A 21,011-nucleotide genomic window follows, 5' to 3' on the forward strand; every position below is an offset into this window, starting at 1 on the left:
TTTTCTACTAGCGGAGGATTCTTTCTATGAAAAAAATAGCCAAGCTTGTGCTGGGACTAAGTCTTCTTGCAGGAAGCAGTCTTAGCGCCGGTGCCGCCTTTGCAGCGACGGCACCCGCAATAACATCATCTACTATTATTACCACAGGCAGTCCATATCTGAAACAACTTCCTTATACCAACCAAGGAAAAATTTATGGCAGCGTGCCTAAAGGCACCAAATTGACTGTGCTTGAAAATACAAACAAGTATTTCGTCAAGGTGAACTATAACGGTCAAACCGGCTATATCTCCACCTTGTTCATTAAGGCGGCCGGCGGCGGAACTTCTACGGCTCCGGCTCCAACTCCGGCTCCTTCTAAACCCGGAACTTCCGGCTCAAGCAGCGCAACCTGGAGCAAGCAGGCGGACGGCATTCTCTCCTTTGCCAAGTCTCTTCAGGGTAAAGTGCAGTACGCTTACGCCAAGAACGATACGAAGAACCTTATCTTCGACTGCTCTTCGTTCACGAAGTATGTGTTTAACAAAGAAGGCGTCCATCTGCCTTGGGGCGCAAGAGCGCAGTACAAGCTCGGCACACCTGTCAGCAAGAGCGAGCTGCGCAAAGGCGATCTCGTCTTCTTCTCCACGACGGCTACAGCGGGCAACAAAGACACCGTCAACAAAATCGGCCACGTGGGCATCTACATCGGCAACAACAAATTCATCCACAACGTGAATCCAAAGGATGACGTCGTCATCGGCGATCTTAACAACACTTGGCAGAAAAATCACTACGTCGCATCGGCCCGCATTCTCAAATAATGCGTTACGGCCTTCAAGACCGGGAGCTCGCCTCCCGGTTTATTTGCGTATGCGAAAGTTCCAATCCCTACTCGTACATTCATTGTATGACAAACGGCTCCGGACCGTTCCCCTGCCAGGGAAGGATAGGCGCCGCGCACCCCGTTTCCAACTCACAAACCGCTCCCGCCGGCCATATGATAATACAGTTTAACAAGAAGGGACTGGGAATCGTAATGGCAAAGCCCGTAATCGGCATCCTCACCTGGCGGGAGGGGCATTCCTTCAAGGAACCCGGCTATTTTCGCTCGCTGGTGAGGGAAGGTCAGAAATTAGGCGCCACCGTATTTATTTTCTCTCACAAAGATGCGTTCCCGGATAAAAAACAGGTCCGCGGCTATGTGCCGGAAGGTAACACCTGGACCAGCCGTATCTTCCCCTGGCCGGACGTCGTGATCGACCGCTGCCGAACGGCCCAGGAAGGCTACAGCGAATTCCGCAAACAAAAGCATTTTGTGTACGCCAATCATACGTTTACGAACAAAATGAGCGCGACCCGGCTTTTTTCGAACGAGGAAGAACTCAAAAAATGGATTCCGGCTACCGCCGATTACAATGCCCAAAACCTCGTCCGCATGTTCAAAAACCACCGGATTCTTTACATCAAACCCGGCAACGGAACCGGCGGCAAAAGCATCGTGAAAATTTCACGGGTGAAGGACGGCTACAGACTGCTCGGGCGGACGAAAGGGTACGCGAAACGCAACGTCCTCTTCCGCAACCTCACCTCGCTCACGAACTGGCTGAACAATTGGGTCCGGCAGGAGAGGATACGCAAAGGCACCTTTATGATCCAGCAGGGACTGGATCTGGAGCTTCTGCCTGGCCACGTGTCCGACATGCGGCTGCTTATCCAGAAAAACGAACAGGGCAAGTGGGAAGTTACCGGTGAAGGCATGCGCATAGGCGGCGTCAACAATCCCACTTCGAACCTGCACGGAGGCGGCCGCGCGTCCTCTACGGAAGCCGTGCTTCACAAATGTTTTACGCCCGAGAAGACACGCGAGATCATCGCCGAGTGCCACAAGCTGGCCCACGGGGTCGTCACCGTCATCGAGAAGCATTTCGGCAGAATGCTGGAATACGGGCTCGATATCGGAATCGATAAGCAAGGCAGCGTATGGCTGATCGAAGTAAATCCGAAGCCGGGGCGCGAACTGTTCAGGAAGATGGGCCGTAAAGATCTGTACCAGCAATCCATCCGCCGGCCGCTGCAGTACGCTATCTATTTGAGCGAACAAGAGCAAAAACAGGAGCAAAAGCAGGAACAGAAGCAGGAGCAGAAGCAGGAAAAATAACCGCCGGCCGCCCCGGTCACGGATCGCAAATCCGACGGGGCGGCATTCCCTCATGAGCGGTCTTCGGCTAAAGCGTAAAAAAGGGGTGCAGGAGATTCTCCTGCACCCTTTTTATACGTTTTTTCCGAGCGCCTCCGGTCCTACTGTCTATACCCGGGTAAGAGGCAGGAATGTAGAGGTGTTGACGAGTTTTCTTCTGCGGACGATGATCCGGTTTGCTTTTTTGTACTTCCATATTTTCCGGTAGATGCTCTTGTCGTCCAGTTTTTTGAAAATAGAAGCGTCCGGCTTGGTGTTCACTTCGAGTATCCAGGGCTTCAGCACACTGTCCAACGCGATATCCACGCCGATCGCCGTTACTTTGGGATAGCCGGTCTCCATATATTGGGCGACTTCAAGACCAAGCCGGTTCAGCTTTGCCACGTAATCCGGCACCTGCTCCTTTTTCATATACTCTTTCAAAAGCTTCGAAATTTCCGTCGGGGTTCCGCCTCGGTGATAATTGGTCACAATCTTATCCGGGTGGGCTACACGGCCGATAATGCCGGTGTTTTCCCAATCGCCCCGCAAATTTTTCTGTACCATGATCCGGATGTCGAAAGGTCTGCCCTTGTTCGTCAGAAGATGAATACCCCTCTGTACGAGATGCTTCGAGTCCCCGAAAAGTTTGGACATCGTGCGGTACAGCTCATCGTATGTTTCGAATTTCTTTTTCGTCTCGTTGATCTGATACCGGTAACCGCCCTTCGGGCTGTATTCCACCTTAAAAATGCCCTTGCCGCCAGTCCCGTTGTTCGGCTTGACGTACACCATCCGGTACCGTTTAAGAAAGTCGTACAGATGATCTTTCGTTGCCTGTGCCGTATCCGGCTGAAACTTTTTCAGCTCCGAGTGCCGATTCAAAAATTGGTTTTTACCCAGTTTGGTATTGGGCAGAACGTTTTGTGAATCCATGGCCAGCCTCCCGTATTCTCCATATGCAAGTTGACGTGTAAACGAAAACCGGCAAGTAAACCGGCGATTTTGTTAGATCTATTCATCTGATTTCTATCATACGGCCGCAGAAGCCAAAACGTGCGGATTTCGGGCCGCCCGCATACTTGGGCACTGCCCACCCATACCCTGCGGTTTCACCGCGCATACGATATCACGTACTCCATTAAGAAGGAGGTCATGCGAAATGTCAGGAGGATACGGCGGCGGTTTTACAAGCACAGGTGCCATTCTGGTTCTCTTCATTCTATTGGTTATCATCAGCAGATCGTTCCTTTACTAATTCAACTCAAGCCTGCTGATGCTTGAACGACAAGAAAGACCGTTCTCCCCCTTGGGAAAACGGTCTTTCTTTCATTAGCTGGGCCTGACAGGCATTATGGAGCAAAGAGTCTAAACGAACGAGAGCTTCTCGTACAAGCGCCCGACCGCGCTGCGGGCGTCTCCGTTCAGCCAGTTCTCCACGACGGTATAATACACCGATCTGAAGTCGAGCTCCGCCTTCAAATCTCCCTTGTCCAGCTTCGTGAGGCTCGGATAGGCCCCGTAAAGCCCGCCGCTCACTCCGCCTCCCAGCAGAAAAACGGGCCCCGCGGTACCATGATCTGTCCCGCCGCTGCCGTTCTCCTTCATTCTCCGGCCGAATTCGGAAAACGCCATGACCATGACCTGATCCTGAAGGCCGTGAGCTTCCAGATCGCGGTAGAACGCGCCGAGCCCTTCGTCCAGCGTGGTCAGCATGGAAGCATGATGCGCCTTCTCGTTGGCATGATCGTCAAACGGACCCAACTGCGTATAGAAGACCCGGGTGCCGGAGCCGGACGCCATAAGCTGCGCGGCAAGCTGCAAGTCCTTGGCGAACGAGGTGTCCGGATAAGGCGCGCCCGCCGTGTAACCCGGCTGCAGAGAGCCGATCGCTTCCACGCTGCGGTAAGCTTCGATCCCGCTGGAGCAGGCTACCCGCAGAGGAGCGGTCTGCTTGTTCAGGTTGTACATATCCAGGAAAGCCTTGTTCAGACGGCCGCGGTCCGGATCGGGAGGCTTGTTGGTAAAGATTTTGTAGGAATCCAGCGCCGACACCACGGGAAGCGAGATGGAATCGTGCCGGAGAGCACGCGTCTCCGTCTTCCCAAGCTGGACGGCCCGGAGCGGATTCGCCGTATCCAGGGACGAAAAAGCGTAGCGCCCCAGCCAGCCGTCGCTGATCCGCTTCTCGGGCTCCCCGGTGTGCCAGATCTCCATGGAACGGAAATGGGAATGGTCGGGCTTCGGGTAGCCGACGCCCTGCACAATCGCGACCTTTCCGCGCTGGTACAGCCCGTGAAGCTGGGCGAGACTAGGGTGCAGGCCAAGCTGACCGTTGATATCCAGCACCTCATGCTGCTGGAGACGAAGGCGCGGCCTCGCGTCGTGGTACGCTCCGATTCCATACGGAATGAGCGTATTGAGGCCGTCGTTGCCGCCGGAAAGCTGGACCACGACAAGAACCCGGTCTTTTGCCCCCGCCGGCGGTCCGAGCTTGAGTATATTTTTACTGTCCGCATATAGCAGGGGGCCTCCGATGCCGATTGCCGCTATCAGCGCCGTTCCCTTGATCAGAAATTCTCTTCTCGTTAAATTCATATCCGTAGTCCTCCGCTCACTTCATCTGCGCTTCCGGGCTGATGAGCAGAAGCTGCAGCAGGCTCCGTTTGCCTCCGGCCGGTTTTTTCGAATTCACGATCGTCTCCGCAGCGTACTGCGTCAGCACATTCATCGTGTTCTTGCCGAGCGGAGCCAGCCCCATGCCGCGTCTCCACCCTTCCACATACGCTTCCGGACCGGTTTCCGTCCCTTGCGGGACCAAAGACTGGAGCTGGTCATCCGTGACGCGTTTGGCTACCTTCTCGGCGAACTGGTAACGTGCGATCAGGCGGCTTGTCGCCAGCCAAGAAGCCCCTCCCTTCCAGCCGGAGACATCCGGCGGCGCGTAAAGATCCATGCCCATAAGCCCCATACTCGCACGGAAAGTCGCCGTTAGAGGGAGCTCCAGGGTCCTCATCGCGCCCGCCACGTACTCCGCCGGATTTTTGATAAGAGACATCCGGTAGGCTTCCTCGTAAAATTCGTCGGAAACAAACAACTCGTACAGCACGTTCCCGATCGTCGGCATCTTCGCAATATTGCCAGCGACACGGTCTATCCAGGCTTCTGACGGGTTTTCCGTCGCAAAGTACTGGAGCAGCTTCGTCGCCAGAAACTTCGGGAGCGCCGCCTGCTTGAAGACGACACGCACCACATCGGCGGAATCGAAATATCCCGCTTCGCCCAGAAAAACCTTATGTCCGGCATCATGCCGCGATTCCTGATACTGGACGATATCGGTTTTCCGGTTGTAGCTCCATCCGGTTAAGGACCTCGCGGCTTCCTTCACGTCCTGTTCGGTGTAATTGCCTATGCCAAGCGTGAACAGCTCCATCATCTCGCGGGCGTAGTTCTCGTTGGGACTTCCCTTCTGATTCGCGTAAGAATCGAGATACAGCATCATGGCCGGGTCTTGGCCGATTTCTTCGGTCAGCTTGCGGAAACTGCCCAGGGCGTGCTGCCGGAACAGGTCGTTCTGCCGCACCATGAGCTTGATGTCGCTCACTTTGTACTGGGACGAAGCAAAATGTCCGTGCCAAAACAGCGTCATTTTCTCCACCAGCGGAGCCGATGACGCGACCATCCGGTACAGCCAGTACGTTTGCTGGTCGCCCATCCCCGTCACAATCAGCGGCTTCTCGTCCGCTTTTACCTCCGAGAATACAAGGGCGGAGGCGGCTCCGTCGGCCAGAGGCTGGCCCGAGGTGAGCCTGCGGACCGTCTCTTCCCGGCCTAACTTCAGACATCTATCCACTTCTCCCGGCGTAGCGGAAAAAGAAGCTCTCCCCAGCAGATGGAGGACTTCCTTTTCGGTCCAGGGTTTCATGCTGCACACCACCTAATTCTTTTACTTCCTACTTACTATACAACCAAAATATGACATGCGATTTAGGAACATGCTAAGAGAATGTTAGGAAAACAAAAACTCCCGAAACATTTGGGAAATGTCCGGGAGTTTTGCCTGCCTGAATGAGGAGGAAAGTGGAGGTATTAGCAGCCGAAGTACAGGGAGTACTCGTGCGGGTGGATACGGATCGCAACATCTTTCGCTTCGCCGCGTTTGATGTCGACATAGTTGTTGATGAAATCTTGCGTGAACACGTCGCCTTCGAGCAGGAATTCGTGATCGGCTTCCAGAGCGTCGAGAGCTTCGTCCAGGGTACCCGGCACGCTGCGGATTTCGGATTTGTCTTCGTCGGACAGCTCGTAGATATTTTTATCCAGCGGACCGTAGCCGAGCGCACGCGGATCGATTTTCTTCTTGATGCCGTCCAGACCGGCCATCAGCATGGCCGCGAAAGCCAGGTAAGGGTTAGCCGTGGAATCCGGCGTACGGAATTCGATGCGGCAGCCTTTCGGCGTTACGGCCGCAACCGGAATACGGACCGCTGCGGAACGGTTTCCTTTGGAGAACACCAGGTTGACCGGAGCTTCGTAACCCGGAACGAGACGTTTGAACGAGTTCGTGGACGGGTTCGTCAGAGCGAGCAGAGCCGGTGCATGGTACAGGATACCGCCGATGTAGTGCAGAGCCATTTCGCTCATGTTGGCGTATCCGTTTTTGTCGTAGAACAGAGGCGTGTCGCCGTCAAAAATGCTTTGATGAACGTGCATACCCGATCCGTTGTCGCCAAAGAGCGGCTTCGGCATGAAGGTTGCGACTTTTCCGTACTGTCTTGCCGTGTTGTGAATGATATATTTGTATTTCATAAGATTGTCGGCCGTTTTGGTCAGCGTATCGAAACGGAAGTTGATTTCCGCTTGACCGGCTGTCGCCACTTCGTGGTGATGACGCTCGATGCGAAGGCCCGATTCTTGAAGCAGACGGCACATTTCGCTGCGGATGTCCTGCTGGGTATCGACCGGCTGAACCGGCACGTAGCCGCCTTTAACGCCGATTTTGAAGCCCAGGTTGCCGCCTTCTTCTTTGCGTCCGGTATTCCATGCGCCTTCTTCGGAATCAACGGAGTAGTAAGAGGTGTTCATGCCGCTTTCGTAACGGACATCGTCGAAAATGAAAAACTCGGACTCGGGGGCAAAGTTTGCCGTCGTGCCTACGCCGGCTGTTTGCAGGAATTCTTCCGCCTTCTGTGCGATGCTGCGCGGATCGCGCTCGTAACGCTCGCCGTCCGGCGTGTGGATGTTACACATGACGATCAGCGTCGGGTGAGCGGTGAAAGGGTCGACATAAACCGACTCCGTATCAGGCATCATGACCATATCCGACTCTTCAATGCCGCGGAAACCATGAATGGAGGAACCGTCAAAAGCAACTCCGTTCTCGAAAGTTTCTTCCTCGACTTCGCAAGCCGGGAGAGAAATGTGGTGCGCCTTACCTAAAAGATCCACAAAACGAAAATCGATCCACTCAATGTTTTTTTCCTTGATAATGTTCAATACGTCCTGAACTGACATGTGTAAACCCTCCTAATTCCGTACATTAACACCGTTTCCCCTGTGTAATGTTCCAGTTTTCATTCGATCTTTTTTCATATTATATAGCGGCCGGAGAAATGTCGTCAATACTCATGTCAGGTATTTTTTTAACGAATGTCAGGTAATGTTACATGAAAAACAAAAAAACCGGATTTCTCCGGTTTTTAAGCTGTTCTGGGGGACTTTCGGGGATTCTCGGACAACCTGTCGAATCAGACAAGTACAGGGGTTTTGGCGGTGTCGAATCTTTTGCCGCAAAGCGGAGCCAGCTTTTCCAGATCTTGAAGAAGCTTGGCGAATTGGTCCGGGAACAGGGACTGAACGCCGTCTCCGGTCATCGAATTGTCCGGGTCCGTATGCATTTCGATGATCAGGCCGTTCGCTCCGGCGGCCACGGACGCCTTCGTCATCGGCTCGACCAGCTCGCGGCGCCCCGTTCCGTGACTCGGATCGGAGATGACCGGCAGATGGCTCAGGCTCTGAAGCACCGGAATCGCCGAAAGGTCGAGCGTGTTGCGGGTGTACGTCTCGAATGTTCGGATTCCGCGTTCGCAGAGCATCACATTCGGATTGCCTCCCGCAAGGATGTACTCCGCCGCATTAAGGAATTCGTCGTACGTCGAGCTGAAGCCGCGCTTGAGCAGCACCGGCGTCTGGATCGAGCCCAGCTTACGCAGCAGGTCGAAGTTCTGCATGTTGCGGGTGCCCACCTGCAGTATATCCGCGTATTCCGCGCAGACATCCACATATTCCGGCGTCATGACCTCCGTAATCGTAAGCAAGCCGTGCTTGCGTCCGGCTTCCGCCATCATGACAAGCCCTTCCACGCCGACGCCCTGGAAGCTGTAAGGGCCCGTGCGCGGCTTGAAAGCGCCGCCCCGGAGCACTTGTCCGCCCGCCGCCTTGACCAGGCGGGCGATTTCGTCGATCTGCTCGGGAGTCTCGACGGCGCACGGGCCGCCCATGACCACGAGCTGATCGCCGCCGATCTCCACATCCTTGATGCGGATCACCGTATCCGCCGGATGGAAGTCGCGGCTTGCCAGCTTGTAGGACTTCGAAATTTTGACCACCTGCTCGACTCCCTTCAGCTGGCGCAGCTGCTCGGCCAATACCGGATCGGCCTGCCCGATAATGCCGATAACCGTACGGTCTTCTCCGTGCGATACGTGCGCTTTTACTTCATGCTTCTCGATGATGTGTACGATTTCCTGAATACGGGCTTCTTCAACCTTATTTGAAAGAATGACGATCATTCCGCTCACGCTCCTGAATGTAGAATAATGGGTTACCTTCGTACTTCAACGCTTGTTTGCTTTTAAGCTTTTTAGCTTCTACGCTTTTATCCATTAAAGTGATTCGCTAAACTAATAATAACAGGCTTGACGATTATCCGTCAAGCCTGCATCTGTCTGTTTATTCTATTAAGCCGCGAGGCCTGTGCATCTGTCCACGTCAATCCGCGTCGCCCGGTAGCCCGGAAGCCATAGCGTGCTGATGTTCCTTGCGCAGTCTGCGCCTGTCCTTGCGCCGGTTGGCATGGAGCCTCAGCAGAAGCATGATCGGGAAGTACATGATCAGGCCGAGAATGCCCCCGACGATCATTCCGCCGACGATCAGCTCCAGGCTTCCTTTCAGGACATTCGCAAGAAAAGCGGGGACGTGGTGAATCAGGTACTCCTTGAAGCCCGGAGGAACGACAAGCGAACCCACCGGTTTGTTAAACAGGATCGCCATCGGCACGTAAATGATTTTACCGAACACGAATCCGATCAGCGCACCCGCAAAATTGCCCCGCAGCAGCCATACGAGGGGAAAAATAAGAAAAAAAGCCAGCCCGACCGTCGGAAGAGTGAACATTTCAACGGCCAGTCCGATGGAAAATCCGGTGGCGACCATCGAAGGCCCGCCCTTGGCGCGAAGCAGCAGAAAATATTTGTATTTAAACCAGCGACCCATCTGTTTAAGATCAAACTTTTTACGGAGTGCCCCTTCACTAACCTGCATGGTGCCTCATCCTATCCTGTAAATTAGGCCGGTTATTCAGCGGCAGCCTTTGTTTTGGCCATCGGAATCAATTTCTTCATATTCACGGTCCGTGTAATGCCCCATGTAGCCGGATCGGCCGGATCGAACTGCTCCAGATAAGCGATCGCTTCCTTCGTAATCGGTGTCGGTGTGGAAGCGCCGGAAGTCACGCCGACCGTACGGACGCCCATCAGCCAGCTCTTGTCGATTTCGGAAACGTCCGAAACCCGGTACGCTTTGACGCCGGAGATCTCTTCAGACACCTGGGCCAGCCGGTTCGAATTGTTGCTTTTGGGATCGCCGACCACGATGACCAGATCCGTCTCCTTCGCCTGCTCCGCAACCGCTTCTTGACGGACCTGCGTCGCCAGACAAATCTCGTTATGGATTTCAGCCGTCGGGAAACTCTCCAGCAGCTTCTTCATAATATGTTTGATGTCCCACTGGCTCATCGTCGTCTGATTGGTGATCAGAATTTTGGAAGAAGCGATATTCAGCTCCTCCGCGTCCGCCAGCGTCTCAATCAGATGGACGTGCTCGGGAGCGATGCCGACGGCGCCTTCCGGCTCGGGATGGCCTTTCTTGCCGATATAAATAATCTCGTATCCTTCCGCCGTTTTCTCGCGGATCAGATCGTGTGTTTTCGTTACATCCGGACAAGTTGCGTCAACAACCGTCAAGCCTTTCTCGCGTGCCTTGCGGCGGACTTCAGGCGAAACGCCGTGTGCCGTAAAAATAACGGTACCGCTCGTTACCTGCTCCAAAATTTCGAGCCGGTTAGGACCGTCCAGCGTGATAACCCCCTCGTCTTCGAAGAAACGGGTTACGTGCGAGTTATGAACAATCATACCGAGTATATAAATCGGCCGCGGCAGATCCAGATTCTTGGCGGTTTGCATTGCAAGCGCCATTGCATCCACCACGCCGTAACAATAGCCCCTTGGGGAAATTTTGACGACTTTCAACGATAGCACCACCTTTTTTGTCGTTCGTACTTTCATTATAGCCGATCAGGACACGGGAAGAAAGACAACGGGCAGCCAAATGATAAAGGTCGAGCCCTCTCCCTGGCGGGTTTTTACTTCAATGGAGCCCTTATGCTCGTCGATAATCCATTTCGCGATCGATAAGCCGAGTCCGGTGCCCGCCGTCCTTCCCCTGGAAACGTCCGCCCGGTAAAACCTGTCGAAAATGTGCGGAACCTCTTCCTTGTCCATCCCGATCCCCGTGTCCGCGATACGCAGGCCGACCTGGTCACCGGAGCGAAGGGCATCCAGCCGGACGCTGCCTTCCTCGGTGTATTTAAAGGCATTTTCGATAAAAATGAACAAAAGTTGCTGGACATAGTCTTTGTTGCCGACTACGACCACATCCGTCAGCGGCTCCAGGTCTCCCACTTCCCACTGCACTTGGCGTGGCAGAAACTGGGCGCGCCGGGCGACTTCTTCGACCAGCGGCCGCAGCTCAAGAGGCTGCCGCTGCATCTCGAAGCCGGCATCCGCCCGCGCCAGCGACAGCATATCGTTGACGAGCCGGCTCATCCGATGGGCTTCTCCGGCGATATCCTGCATCGCCTCGATGGACATCTCCATCTGCTCTTTGTCCTGGCCGCCGGCCTGTCCGCTTGTCAGCGTGCGGCTCCACATCTTCTCGAGCAGCTCCACGTTGCCGCGAATCGTCGTCAGCGGCGTCCTCAGCTCGTGGGAAGCATCCGAGACGAACCGGCGCTGAGCGCGGTAAGCTTCCTCCAGCTCGCTGTATACGAGCTGGAGCCGGCCGAGCATGCCGTTGATCGTGACGGTGAGCCGCCCGATCTCGTCTTCGGGCCCGTCGTACAAGATCCGCTTGTCGAGGTCCGTGCCCTTCTCAATCTGTTGCGTAGCCACGATGACCTGCTCAATCGGCCGCAGAGCCTTCCTCGCGAGGAACCAGCCGAGCGTTCCGGCGATCAGCACCGTCAGCATAGCGAGAATCGCCAGCGTATACTGGAGCAGGTTGAAGAAGTTCTCGTAGTAGTTGATGGTCGCCCCGACCTGAAGCACGCCCCGGGTCAACTTATTCCCGGTTACCGGATCGGTAATGTCAAACCCCCGGCTGACCAGAATAATCGGATACGATTTGTCCATCACCTTCAAGTTCAGCCGCTCGACCACAAGCGAATCTTTGCCCCGCAGCTTCTGCGCCGCATTGTTTGTAATGGGCAGCGTCAGCTCCAGATTTTTAAGAACGGAAGACCGGTCGTGAATAACGGGGCCTTCCGTATCGTTCAAACTGGCAAGCTGCAGGAGCGTGTTTTCCGAAAACATATCCACGTTGTCGAGCTCCAGCTTGATCGGAACCCTTCCCCGGATCGAAGGGGCGGCAAGCGGCTTGATCCGCTCGTACGTCTCCGTCCAAGTGCGGCCCAGTTGTTTTTCCAGATCGTTGTAGATGTAAAAGGAAAGAAATAAATAGAGGCCGAAGCCGAACAGCAGCAGCGTGACCGACAAAATGCCGGAATACCACAGCGTCAGCCGGAGGCGGATAGACATCTAGTTCTCTCCTCTCAGCACATAACCGGCCCCGCGCACGGTTTGAATAATGCGCTTATGGCCGTACTCCTCCGTTTTTTGCCGGAGCAGGGCAATGTACACTTCGAGTACGTTCGATTCCCCGCTGTAATCGTATCCCCATATTTTTTCCATGATGATGTCCCGGGAGAGAACCCGCTTCGGATTCTGCATAAACAGGTGCAGCAGGTCGAATTCCTTCGTCGTAAGCTCGATAAGCTGGCTCTCGCGGAACACCTCGCGCGTATCCATATCCAGCGTGATGTTGTCGTAGTGCAGCCGGTTCGTCGGCTGCTCGGCGCGTTCGCTCCGTCTGCGCAGCAGCACCCGCACGCGGGCCAGCAGCTCTTCCAGCGCGAATGGCTTGATGAGGTAGTCGTCCGCTCCGAGATCAAGCCCCTTCACCCGGTCGGTGACTTCGTCTTTGGCGGTCAGCATGAGAATCGGCACGCTGCTTCCGCTTTCGCGGATTCGCCGGCAGACCTCCCACCCGTCCACGACGGGCATCATCACGTCCAGAATGACCAGGTGGGGCTCCTGCTCCAGCATTTTTTTCAAGCCGTCGTTGCCGTTGTTGGCCGTTACGATCGTATAGCCCTCGAAGGCAAGGCTGCGCCGCAGCATGGACGTAATTTTCTCGTCGTCATCTATAACCAGTATCGTTTCACGCATGAATGATTTCACCCTTCTGTTGATGGATTCAGGCTGCAGACAGCCTCGCGGGATGCTTTTACCCTCTATTGTATCAAATTCGGCGTTGGAGCAAAATCTCGGACACGCTCCGCTCTTAAAGCACGGCTAGCTGCCGAAAAAAAGCAGAGAACGGCATCCCTGCCGTTCTCTGCTCCGCATGGCGCGGCAGTCCGACCGTTATTTCTTCCCGGTCGTATCCGCTGCGTTTTTGTCTCCGACGGTGACGTTAATTTCGACACGTTTGCCGTCACGCATCACGCCGATTTTGGCTTTGTCCCCCACTTTCAGGGCCTGGATCTTGGTCGTCACATCCTGTGAATTCGTCACTTTCTGATCGTTCACGTCGACGATGACGTCATAAGGGCGCATACCTGCCTGGAAGGCCGGGCTCTTGCGCGTAACCTCGGCTACAATCGCGCCTTCGGTGTTCGGCAGCTTCAGCTCGCTGACCCATTCCTTATCCACGTTCTGAAGGCTCACGCCGATATACGGAGCTTTCTCCTTCGGAATCGTCACGTTGTTCTTCAGGTTATCCAGAACGGTCGAGAAGGTGCTTTCCGAAATAGCGAACCCGATCCCCTGCGCCTGCGAGCTTACGGCCGTATTGATCCCGATGACTTCGCCGTTCATGTTGAGCAGCGGGCCGCCGGAGTTGCCGGGGTTAATGGACGCGTCCGTCTGCAGCAGGTGCTTGTAGTTGCGCGTTCCCTGCTCATCCTGAATCGTGATCGGACGCTCCTTGGCGCTGAGCACGCCGACCGTTACCGTATGGTCGAATCCGTACGGGTTGCCGATCGCGACCACCCAGTCTCCTACGTTCAGGCTGTCCGCTTTGCCGATCGGCAGAATCGGGAAGTCCTTGTCGCCTTCGATTTTCATCGCGGCCAAGTCAAGGTCGTAACTGTTGCCCAGAAGCTTGGCGACGAACGGCTTGTCGTAACCCTGAACGGTTACGCGGATTTCATCGGCTCCGTCGATTACGTGCTCATTCGTCAGAATGTAGCCGCTTTTCTCGAAAATAAAGCCGGTTCCGCTGCCCGCCAGTTGAAGGGTGCCGTCGCTTTTGCCCGAACCGTTGTCCTGCTTCCCGGAGTCTCCCTGGTCGCCGAAGAAGAACCGGTAGAAAGGATCGTTCATCTGGCTCTTCTGGGAGCTGCTTTTCGTCTTGACGTAAGATTCGATCTTAACGGTTGCCGGACTTGCCTGGGCGAAAATCTGGGCGATGTTGTCCGGACGGGCCGAGTCCAGCGAAACTTTGCTTGCGCTGCCCGCCGCTACCGTCTGAGAAGAATTAGGCTGCGCGCCCGGCAGGGTCATCGGCTGTTTGCCGGTGAACAGGTTCGTCTTGTCGGCCGCAAACATGAGCGTGCTCACGACGACCGCACCGGCCAGGAAAGCGGCGAATCCGCTGCGAAGAGACGAGCGCTTCTTGGCGGGTCCGCTGCCGTTCCAGCCTCCGCCCTGCTTAGGGGCACCGTCTCCGCTGAAGGAGAAGGGTCTTACCGGCTTCGGAGGCGTCACTTCCACAGGCGCTGAGCCTTCACGGTTCGAGTAGGCGGTCGTATCCGATTCCGGGTTAGGCGTCTCCTCGGTCATGCCCGTCTTGTGGGGGCCGTAAGAATAGTAGTAGGAAGGCTTCTCCTGCGCCGCCGCTTCTTCGCGCCGAGAGTCGTATCCGGGTTCGTAGCCGGCCTCCCGTCTTTCCAGTTCACGCTCGCGGTCGCGGTCGCGGTTCAAATCCGAATCGTTGCTGCGGTCAGGGCCGAATTCTTTTTTATAATCATCCATGGCAAATTCCTCCATTTATAAAAGTTAGGAAAAAGAGTATAAAAAACGAAGGACGGTTGACATGAAGGCTTTTTTTGTAATCCGTGTTGTTCACCGTCTCTGTACTTTTATAATGGACTTCCTTCCTTAAGCAAACCTTAAAATTCAATAAAATGGAGGTAAAAAAGCCGGCTCACCGGCCGGCATCTGTCGATCTGGGTCCTTTTTACTAAAAAGCATGCGGCAGGGACGCCTAGTGCAGCCATTTCCGCTCGACATCCCTCATCAGTTGCTCCGCTTTTCCGATCCACTCGCTTTCGATCTCGGCGTCCGGATCGAGCGGGGTCTGAAACTGGTTCACCAGCGCGGAAACCGTCATCATATGGGCTTCGGGATCGTTGCCTTCATTGTAAACGTGCTTCAGCACGTAAGGCGTCCCGATTTTTACCATCGCATCGGTTTCGTCCGTATCGCCGTCCAGAGTCCCTTCCGTCACTTCAAAAGGGATGCGCAGCCACACTTTGTGCGCCTCATCCAGATAGCGGTCGAACGAGCCGTGATCGTACTCCCAGTTCCCGCCTAATGTAAACTCGAACGTGTGCAAATAGTCCCGGACATTATCAAACGCTTCTACCGTTTCCTGGAGTGAGGAATTCAAAGCTTTCACAAGGCAACCTCCTCTTCATCGCGCCGTTGAAAATGAACCCGCGCAGCAATAGGTTGCGTAATTCTGCCTTCTTTTATGAGCGGCTGGAAAAAGCGGAGCGGCGCGGAGGCCCGCGTCAGGCTCCGGTGCCGGCCCAGCCCTTGCGGTGAGCATAAATAGCCAGCTGGGTGCGGTCGTCCAGTTCGCACTTCATGAGCAAGTTGCTCACGTGTGTCTTCACGGTCTTGATGCTGATATGCAGCGCCTCGGCGATTTCCTTGTTCGATTTGCCGTCGGAAATGAGGGAAAGCACCTCGCGCTCGCGCGCCGTAAGCCCCTCGTCTTCCGTCTGCGACGACCGCTGCCTAAGCCCGCGGGTCAGCGCAAGTGAAACCTCGGGGTTAAGTACCGGCATGCCGGTGGCGGCTCCCTTGACCGCATGAGCGAGCTGCTCCGAGGAGATGGTTTTGAGCACATAAGAGATCGCGCCCGCTTCAACCGCTTGAACGACCTTGTCTTCTTCCAGGAAACTGGTCAGCATGATGACTTTAATAGAAGGAAAACGCTGCGTAATTTCCCGGGTGGCCTCAATTCCGTTCATAACCGGCATGGTCAGATCCATGAGAATCACATCGGGAATGCGTTCAGCGTCCAGCGCTCCGAGCTTGCGCAGCGCTTCTTCCCCGTTCGACGCTTCCTCCACGACGCTAAGTTCCTCATCGAGCATAATATACGTGCGCAGACCGACCCTCACCATATCGTGGTCGTCCACCACCATCACTTTTATTTGTTCTTTCACAGCGAAGCTTCCCCTTTCGGCTCTTTCACAAATTTCGGTATCCGTACACGGACTGTCGTCCCGCTTCCCGATCCGCTGAGGACCTCGGCATCTCCGCCCAGCTTCTGCGCGCGTTCACGCATCGTGGACAAGCCGTGGGAGGCGGACGAGATCGCGCTCCGCTCGAAGCCTTTGCCGTTGTCCGCCAGTTGGAGCACATACTGGCGCCCGGAGTCATGCAGCTGCAGCTCGATTTCCGTAGCGGAAGCATGCTTGACGACGTTGGCCATCCCCTCCTGGATGATCAGGAACAGCTGATGCTCGATCGCCTCGGAGATCGGCTGCTCGGTCTCTACATCCAGGCGGCCCTGAAGCTCATGGGCCCGGCAGTATTCCGGGAACCATTTCTCCAGCGCCTGCTCCAGCGTGCTGCCGTCCAGCTCGATCGGCCGCAGCTGGGAAATGAGCCCCCGCATCTGCTTCTGGGCATGATGCGACATCTGGATCAGCTGCTCCATCAGCTGACCGGCGACGTCGGGATTGTGCCCGATCACCTTCGGCAGTGAAGAAGCCGACATGTGAATCGCGAAGAGCTCCTGGCTGACGGTATCGTGCAGATCCCGGGCCAGCCTCCGGCGCTCCTCGACCACCGCTGTCTCGACGGAGCCGCGCTCCATCACGGAGCGTTCCTCCCCCATTTCCTGCAGCAGCCGCGTCCGCTCTTCAAGCGCCCCCGCCATCTCGTTGAACGATTTGTAGACGGGATGGAAAGAATCGATGGGATCGATCTGTATCCGATCCTTCAAGTTGCCTTTCGCCAGCTGAAGCATGGCGATGTGCAGCACATCCACCTTGCGCTGGAAGGTGCGGGAGGCCACAAAACCGACCGCCTGCCCCAACAGCACGGCAAAAACGGCCAGGCCGAACTTCCACCCGCCGCCTGCCGTGTCCCAAGGCATATAGATTTGCGCAAAGCCCAAGATGCCGAGGGTCAGAAGGCTGGAGGCCAGGAAATACAGCATGAGCTGCCATTTCATGCTCCACAGCTTTATCATGCGTCCAGCCTCCTAACCCATCTTCTTCACGACGATATCTCCGATGAACATCGATACGTGAAGATTGATTTTTTTGGCGCCTTCCTGGTAATAAGGCGTCCGGTAATTCATCGAGCGCATGATTCCGTCCTCGCGCCGCTCCAGCACATTCATATCGCCGACAAAAGAAGATGCGGTTACGCTGATCTCCACATCGAGATCGCTCGGGATGAAAACCTTCACATCACCGATAAATGCCGAGATGTTGATCCGCGTTTCTCCCATCGGGATGCTCGCTTTTGTCAGATCCAGCGAGGTGTCGCCGATAAAGTGCGAGATGTTAAGCGGCGTCAGCTCCCAGTAATCCTGTCCCATATACACATCGCCGATAAAACCGGATTTGTTCTGCGGAGGGGCGTAGGAATTCACATAGTGGTAGTCCGGCCCGGGTTTATAAGAACCTCCCGCCGATGGCGGTGGCGGTGGAGGCGGTGCATAACCGGATCCCCCGTTTGCCTCACCGGCTTCGGGATAACCGCCGTCGTTCTTCCAGTCGGCTTTCCTGGCGCGTCTAGCCTCGCGTCTGGATATTTTCTCCTGCCATTTCCGCGCCTTTTCCTCCCACTTGTCCTCCATTTTACGTTCCCAATCGCTTCCCCAATGCCCATTTCCATGTCCATGCCCATGTCTGTGCTCGTCTCGGCTTCCGCCGTATTCCGAATCGTGACGGCGGGAGCTTTTCCGGCCGAAAATCATTTTGATTCCGAAAATGATCAGGACGACAGGAATGAGAAACTGAAACATTTCTCCAAGAGAGTAAGGAGCCCATCCGAGATTACGGAGCTGGAAAATACCTCCGATCAGGATCAGGATAAGCCCCCAGGCTCCGTCCTGCCTCCCCCTGTTAAAGAGCACGCTCATCAGTCCCGCGTATATCAGAAACAGCGGCCAAAAGGTCGAAATGAGCTCTCCGATGCTCAAGGAGATAAAGCCGAGCTGTTTCAGGAAAAACAGCAGGCCGATCGCAATCAGGAGAAAGCCTCCCGCCAATCTTCCCCACATAGAACCGTTCATGATTTATTCCCCCGTTGAATTTCGTTTTCCTGAATTAAGTGTACCTCTGTCCATCTTTTCTGAAAAGAGACAAAGGGTTGATTCCTTACTCGGTCCCGAGACCGAGAAAAAGCGCCTGCGGAAATCGCAGACGCTTCTTGTGCGGTGTATGTGAATGTTTAGGCTTCCGGTGTATCGACAGGATTGTTTTTGAAAATTTCCTGTACGAGCTGGTTCCAGATCATCTGGGTCACTTTGCCTGTACCTTCTTTGACGACAAAGACATTGACAGTTTTCTTACCCCATTCTTTGTAGATCTGGTCTTTCGTTTCATAATAAAGGTCAATTTTTTTGCCTTTAATGGCCCCGCCCGTATCGGCTACGATTCCGTATCCGTAACCCGGTATATAAAGGACGGTTCCGATCGGGAACACTCTCGGGTCCGCCGCGATCGTCGACAGCGAATGCTCGTCCCGTTTGACCTTAATGCCGGATTTGGTGATGCCGTAATCCGGATGCCCCGGATTTTTGCCCGTGGATTCGATTCCCGAGTAATAGCCGGTCGCTACCACTTCTACCGCCTTGTATTGGGATAGATCCTGACTGGAATCGGGCATCAGCTTATAGCTGACTTTGCGTGACTGGCCGGAAGCGGCTTGAGCGTCGGCGCTTCCATTCTGAGATTGGACCGGCTTCTCGGATGCTTCGGATGTTTGGCGGGATGCTAATCCCGAAATCGCGGGAGCGATTTTTTTCTCGAGTGCCGCTGTATCTGTTAATCCTGTCAGACTTGTTTGATCTTGACCGCACAAGACAAGAGCGATGTTCAACATCATAACCATACTGAACCATTTGGTCGGATTGCTTGAATCAGGCAACATTTGTTCGATACCTCCCCCTACTATAAGAGTTTGTCCAATTTTAAAAGAGTTTAAACATTCTCCAATCTTTGCAAAGTAAGGTTTTCCTTGGAATACGGATTTTATGCACGCTATGATTCCTAGTTTTTTACAGGGTTTAACTTGCGGGCGGCCGGGTAAATAGGGTGGGAAATCAACTCCCATCACAACCTAAAAGGAAAGGCGGATGATCGAATGGACGTAAGGAATTGGGGCGAATGGAACTTTCTCATGATGAACGGAAATTCCATTTGGAGGCTCATTGGGGCCGTTCTTGTTCTGATCATTGGTTTATGGATAGCAGGCGCCGCTTCGAAAGCCGTCTATAAAGGACTTCTAAAAGCGAACGTGGATGCCCGCGGAAGAAAATTTTTCCCTCCGGACAGCTCCGTCAGCCGGATTGTGTCCAAGGTAGTCAAGTATTTCATTATTCTCGTCACCCTTCTCGTCGTGCTTGAACTTCTGAATTTCACGAATGTGCTGAATCCGTTCGTCGGTTTCATCGCCATCATCACTTCTTACATACCTCACCTGCTGGCTGCGGCGCTGCTTGCGGCAGTCGCTCATATTCTCGGCTCTATGCTCAAAAGCGTCGTGTCCGGATTCTTCGGCTCCCATACGATTAAAAGCAAAATGCCGAGTCTGGTGCATTACCGCGAGGTGGCCGGCAACATCGCCTATGCCATCGTGATTCTGCTCTTCGCGCCGAGCATTCTGGCTTCGCTTCAGATTCCGGCCATTTCCGTGCCGATCAGCGCGGTCATCAATATGGTCATCGGCTATCTGCCTCTTCTCGCAGGTGCGATTCTGCTTATCGTACTGGGTCATTATGTGGCCAAGTTCGTGGCCAAACTGGCTTCCACCCTCACGTCCTCGCTGAATCTTCAGCGCTGGATCGGAGCCGGCATGAACGTATCCCAGTTCGTTTACAGCATCGTGTATTTCCTGATTCTGTTCCCGATCGCGGTACAAGCGCTTAACCTGCTGCAAATCGAATCCATCCGGGTTCCGGCTCAAGGCATCCTGAATCTTGTCATGGCCTGGATTCCGAAGATTCTCATCGCGGCGTTCCTGCTCTACATCGGCTACATTCTGGCCAAAATCGTCCGCAATCTCATCATTACGCTGCTTTCGCCGATGGATATCGACAGCAAGCTGAACAGCCTGATGCCGATGTTCCGCCGCAAAGCAGCCGGTGCCGGTGCCGAAATGGGCGTGCCGGGCAGCGTAAATCCGGCCGCATCCGTCTCCGTTCTGCCTATCACGAAATGGATCGCGACTCTGATTGCCGTCTTCGTATTCGGCTTCTTCCTCGTCGAATCGACGAACGTTCTGGATCTGGAATTTATCTCTGCAACATTCGCCGCTCTGATGGTGATGCTGCCTAAATTTATTCTGATCGTCATCATCGTTCTGATCGGCATTATCCTGGCCGGCTTCGCTGAGCGCATGATTCGTCCGGGCAATCCGCTTAAAGGGTTTGTCCAGCCGGTTATCATCGTTCTGGCCGTCGTCATCGGTCTGACGGAAATCGGACTGGGCTCGGTCATTATCACATCCGGTTACATGGTGGTCATGGTCGCTCTCGGCGCCGCCTTTATTATCTCCGTCGGGATCGGCAGCATTCCGGCCGTCAAACGCTTCTGGGATAAGAAACAGGACAGCAAGGACCACGACAACATTTCAATGTAAGGCGTACAGCAAAAAGCACCCTCCGGAATCAATTCCGAAGGGTGCTTTTTTTTGCGGTTGCGGGACGGCCGCCCGGTGTCTCATGATGAGTGTGCGCTGCTGGCTACAGTCCCGCAGATAAGCGGCGGCACAGGCGCGCCCGTGCAAGAGAGCCGGTTTCGCGAACCGCCCCCGACAAT

The 21,011-nt window shown here is 54.7% G+C and carries 19 protein-coding genes; 4 read left to right on the plus strand and 15 right to left on the minus strand.

What is annotated here, in order from left to right:
• The first annotated feature begins 26 nt into the window (after positions 1-26).
• Both KVT34_RS14685 and KVT34_RS14690 read left to right on the plus strand, forming a co-directional pair.
• Positions 27-803: a C40 family peptidase gene (locus KVT34_RS14685; RefSeq protein ID WP_217559503.1), complete on the plus strand. Its 777-nt coding sequence runs from the start codon at positions 27-29 to the stop codon at positions 801-803.
• A 215-nt stretch (positions 804-1,018) separates the two neighbouring features.
• A complete protein-coding gene (locus tag KVT34_RS14690; protein ID WP_217559504.1) occupies positions 1,019-2,140 on the plus strand; it encodes a YheC/YheD family endospore coat-associated protein in 1,122 nt (373 codons plus the stop codon).
• Positions 2,141-2,287: 147 nt separating this feature from the next.
• On the opposite strand, the gene KVT34_RS14695 is transcribed toward KVT34_RS14690, so the two are convergent.
• Complete coding sequence (locus tag KVT34_RS14695; protein ID WP_217559505.1) at positions 2,288-3,094, minus strand: YheC/YheD family protein; 807 nt, start codon at positions 3,092-3,094, stop codon at positions 2,288-2,290.
• Between the two features lie 226 nt (positions 3,095-3,320).
• Between KVT34_RS14695 and KVT34_RS14700 the strand changes: the two genes are divergently transcribed.
• Complete coding sequence (locus KVT34_RS14700; protein ID WP_217559506.1) at positions 3,321-3,416, plus strand: YjcZ family sporulation protein; 96 nt, start codon at positions 3,321-3,323, stop codon at positions 3,414-3,416.
• 110 nt (positions 3,417-3,526) lie between these two features.
• Here the strand turns inward: KVT34_RS14700 and KVT34_RS14705 are convergent, their stop codons facing one another.
• The 14 genes from KVT34_RS14705 to KVT34_RS14770 all read right to left on the minus strand — a co-directional run bounded on the left by KVT34_RS14705 (position 3,527) and on the right by KVT34_RS14770 (position 19,122).
• Positions 3,527-4,756 (minus strand): DUF1501 domain-containing protein, encoded by a 1,230-nt coding sequence (locus tag KVT34_RS14705; protein ID WP_217559508.1) that lies wholly within the window; start codon positions 4,754-4,756, stop codon positions 3,527-3,529.
• Between the two features lie 16 nt (positions 4,757-4,772).
• Positions 4,773-6,083, minus strand: a complete 1,311-nt coding sequence (locus tag KVT34_RS14710) for a DUF1800 domain-containing protein (RefSeq protein ID WP_217559509.1) — start codon at positions 6,081-6,083, stop codon at positions 4,773-4,775.
• A 164-nt stretch (positions 6,084-6,247) separates the two neighbouring features.
• Positions 6,248-7,672, minus strand: coding sequence for a type I glutamate--ammonia ligase (gene glnA / locus KVT34_RS14715; RefSeq protein WP_217559510.1), 1,425 nt, complete (start codon positions 7,670-7,672; stop codon positions 6,248-6,250).
• 233 nt (positions 7,673-7,905) lie between these two features.
• Positions 7,906-8,949: a 3-deoxy-7-phosphoheptulonate synthase gene (aroF, locus tag KVT34_RS14720; RefSeq protein WP_009676080.1), complete on the minus strand. Its 1,044-nt coding sequence runs from the start codon at positions 8,947-8,949 to the stop codon at positions 7,906-7,908.
• Between the two features lie 199 nt (positions 8,950-9,148).
• A complete protein-coding gene (locus KVT34_RS14725; RefSeq protein ID WP_217559511.1) occupies positions 9,149-9,700 on the minus strand; it encodes a DUF2062 domain-containing protein in 552 nt (183 codons plus the stop codon).
• 32 nt (positions 9,701-9,732) lie between these two features.
• Entirely contained in the window at positions 9,733-10,686 is a 954-nt protein-coding gene (locus KVT34_RS14730) for a 4-hydroxy-3-methylbut-2-enyl diphosphate reductase (protein WP_217559512.1), read from the minus strand.
• A 45-nt stretch (positions 10,687-10,731) separates the two neighbouring features.
• A complete protein-coding gene (locus tag KVT34_RS14735) occupies positions 10,732-12,252 on the minus strand; it encodes a sensor histidine kinase (RefSeq protein WP_042229336.1) in 1,521 nt (506 codons plus the stop codon).
• The gene (locus KVT34_RS14740) at positions 12,253-12,942 is read right to left on the minus strand and encodes a response regulator transcription factor (protein WP_217559513.1); all 690 of its coding nucleotides are present in this window, start codon (positions 12,940-12,942) and stop codon (positions 12,253-12,255) included.
• 198 nt (positions 12,943-13,140) lie between these two features.
• A complete protein-coding gene (locus tag KVT34_RS14745; protein ID WP_217559514.1) occupies positions 13,141-14,751 on the minus strand; it encodes a S1C family serine protease in 1,611 nt (536 codons plus the stop codon).
• Between the two features lie 232 nt (positions 14,752-14,983).
• Positions 14,984-15,397, minus strand: a complete 414-nt coding sequence (locus KVT34_RS14750) for a YugN family protein (RefSeq protein ID WP_217559515.1) — start codon at positions 15,395-15,397, stop codon at positions 14,984-14,986.
• A gap of 115 nt (positions 15,398-15,512) precedes the next feature.
• Positions 15,513-16,175 (minus strand): response regulator, encoded by a 663-nt coding sequence (locus KVT34_RS14755; protein WP_217559516.1) that lies wholly within the window; start codon positions 16,173-16,175, stop codon positions 15,513-15,515.
• Complete coding sequence (locus KVT34_RS14760; RefSeq protein WP_217559518.1) at positions 16,172-17,209, minus strand: HAMP domain-containing sensor histidine kinase; 1,038 nt, start codon at positions 17,207-17,209, stop codon at positions 16,172-16,174. The genes KVT34_RS14755 and KVT34_RS14760 overlap by 4 nt, the downstream gene beginning before the upstream one ends.
• A 12-nt stretch (positions 17,210-17,221) precedes the next feature.
• A complete protein-coding gene (liaF, locus tag KVT34_RS14765) occupies positions 17,222-18,262 on the minus strand; it encodes a cell wall-active antibiotics response protein LiaF (protein WP_217559520.1) in 1,041 nt (346 codons plus the stop codon).
• Positions 18,263-18,420: 158 nt separating this feature from the next.
• Entirely contained in the window at positions 18,421-19,122 is a 702-nt protein-coding gene (locus KVT34_RS14770; protein ID WP_217559522.1) for a 3D domain-containing protein, read from the minus strand.
• 213 nt (positions 19,123-19,335) lie between these two features.
• On the opposite strand from KVT34_RS14770, the gene KVT34_RS14775 reads away from it, so the two are divergent.
• Positions 19,336-20,832, plus strand: a complete 1,497-nt coding sequence (locus KVT34_RS14775) for a mechanosensitive ion channel (protein ID WP_217559523.1) — start codon at positions 19,336-19,338, stop codon at positions 20,830-20,832.
• Positions 20,833-21,011: the final 179 nt, after the last annotated feature.

The sequence above is a fragment of the Paenibacillus sp. GbtcB18 genome (assembly GCF_019091125.1).
GTDB lineage: Bacteria > Bacillota > Bacilli > Paenibacillales > NBRC-103111 > Paenibacillus_F > Paenibacillus_F chitinolyticus.

Coding starts and splice junctions, on each gene's coding strand:
- KVT34_RS14705 (WP_217559508.1), bottom strand. CDS start 4,756: ATGAATTTAACGAGAAGAGAATTTCTGATCAAGGGAACGGCGCTGATA.
- liaF (WP_217559520.1), bottom strand. CDS start 18,262: ATGAACGGTTCTATGTGGGGAAGATTGGCGGGAGGCTTTCTCCTGATT.
- KVT34_RS14695 (WP_217559505.1), bottom strand. CDS start 3,094: ATGGATTCACAAAACGTTCTGCCCAATACCAAACTGGGTAAAAACCAA.
- aroF (WP_009676080.1), bottom strand. CDS start 8,949: ATGATCGTCATTCTTTCAAATAAGGTTGAAGAAGCCCGTATTCAGGAA.
- KVT34_RS14700 (WP_217559506.1), top strand. CDS start 3,321: ATGTCAGGAGGATACGGCGGCGGTTTTACAAGCACAGGTGCCATTCTG.
- KVT34_RS14685 (WP_217559503.1), top strand. CDS start 27: ATGAAAAAAATAGCCAAGCTTGTGCTGGGACTAAGTCTTCTTGCAGGA.
- KVT34_RS14760 (WP_217559518.1), bottom strand. CDS start 17,209: ATGATAAAGCTGTGGAGCATGAAATGGCAGCTCATGCTGTATTTCCTG.
- glnA (WP_217559510.1), bottom strand. CDS start 7,672: ATGTCAGTTCAGGACGTATTGAACATTATCAAGGAAAAAAACATTGAG.
- KVT34_RS14725 (WP_217559511.1), bottom strand. CDS start 9,700: ATGCAGGTTAGTGAAGGGGCACTCCGTAAAAAGTTTGATCTTAAACAG.
- KVT34_RS14735 (WP_042229336.1), bottom strand. CDS start 12,252: ATGTCTATCCGCCTCCGGCTGACGCTGTGGTATTCCGGCATTTTGTCG.
- KVT34_RS14710 (WP_217559509.1), bottom strand. CDS start 6,083: ATGAAACCCTGGACCGAAAAGGAAGTCCTCCATCTGCTGGGGAGAGCT.
- KVT34_RS14690 (WP_217559504.1), top strand. CDS start 1,019: ATGGCAAAGCCCGTAATCGGCATCCTCACCTGGCGGGAGGGGCATTCC.
- KVT34_RS14745 (WP_217559514.1), bottom strand. CDS start 14,751: ATGGATGATTATAAAAAAGAATTCGGCCCTGACCGCAGCAACGATTCG.
- KVT34_RS14770 (WP_217559522.1), bottom strand. CDS start 19,122: ATGTTGCCTGATTCAAGCAATCCGACCAAATGGTTCAGTATGGTTATG.
- KVT34_RS14740 (WP_217559513.1), bottom strand. CDS start 12,942: ATGCGTGAAACGATACTGGTTATAGATGACGACGAGAAAATTACGTCC.
- KVT34_RS14775 (WP_217559523.1), top strand. CDS start 19,336: ATGGACGTAAGGAATTGGGGCGAATGGAACTTTCTCATGATGAACGGA.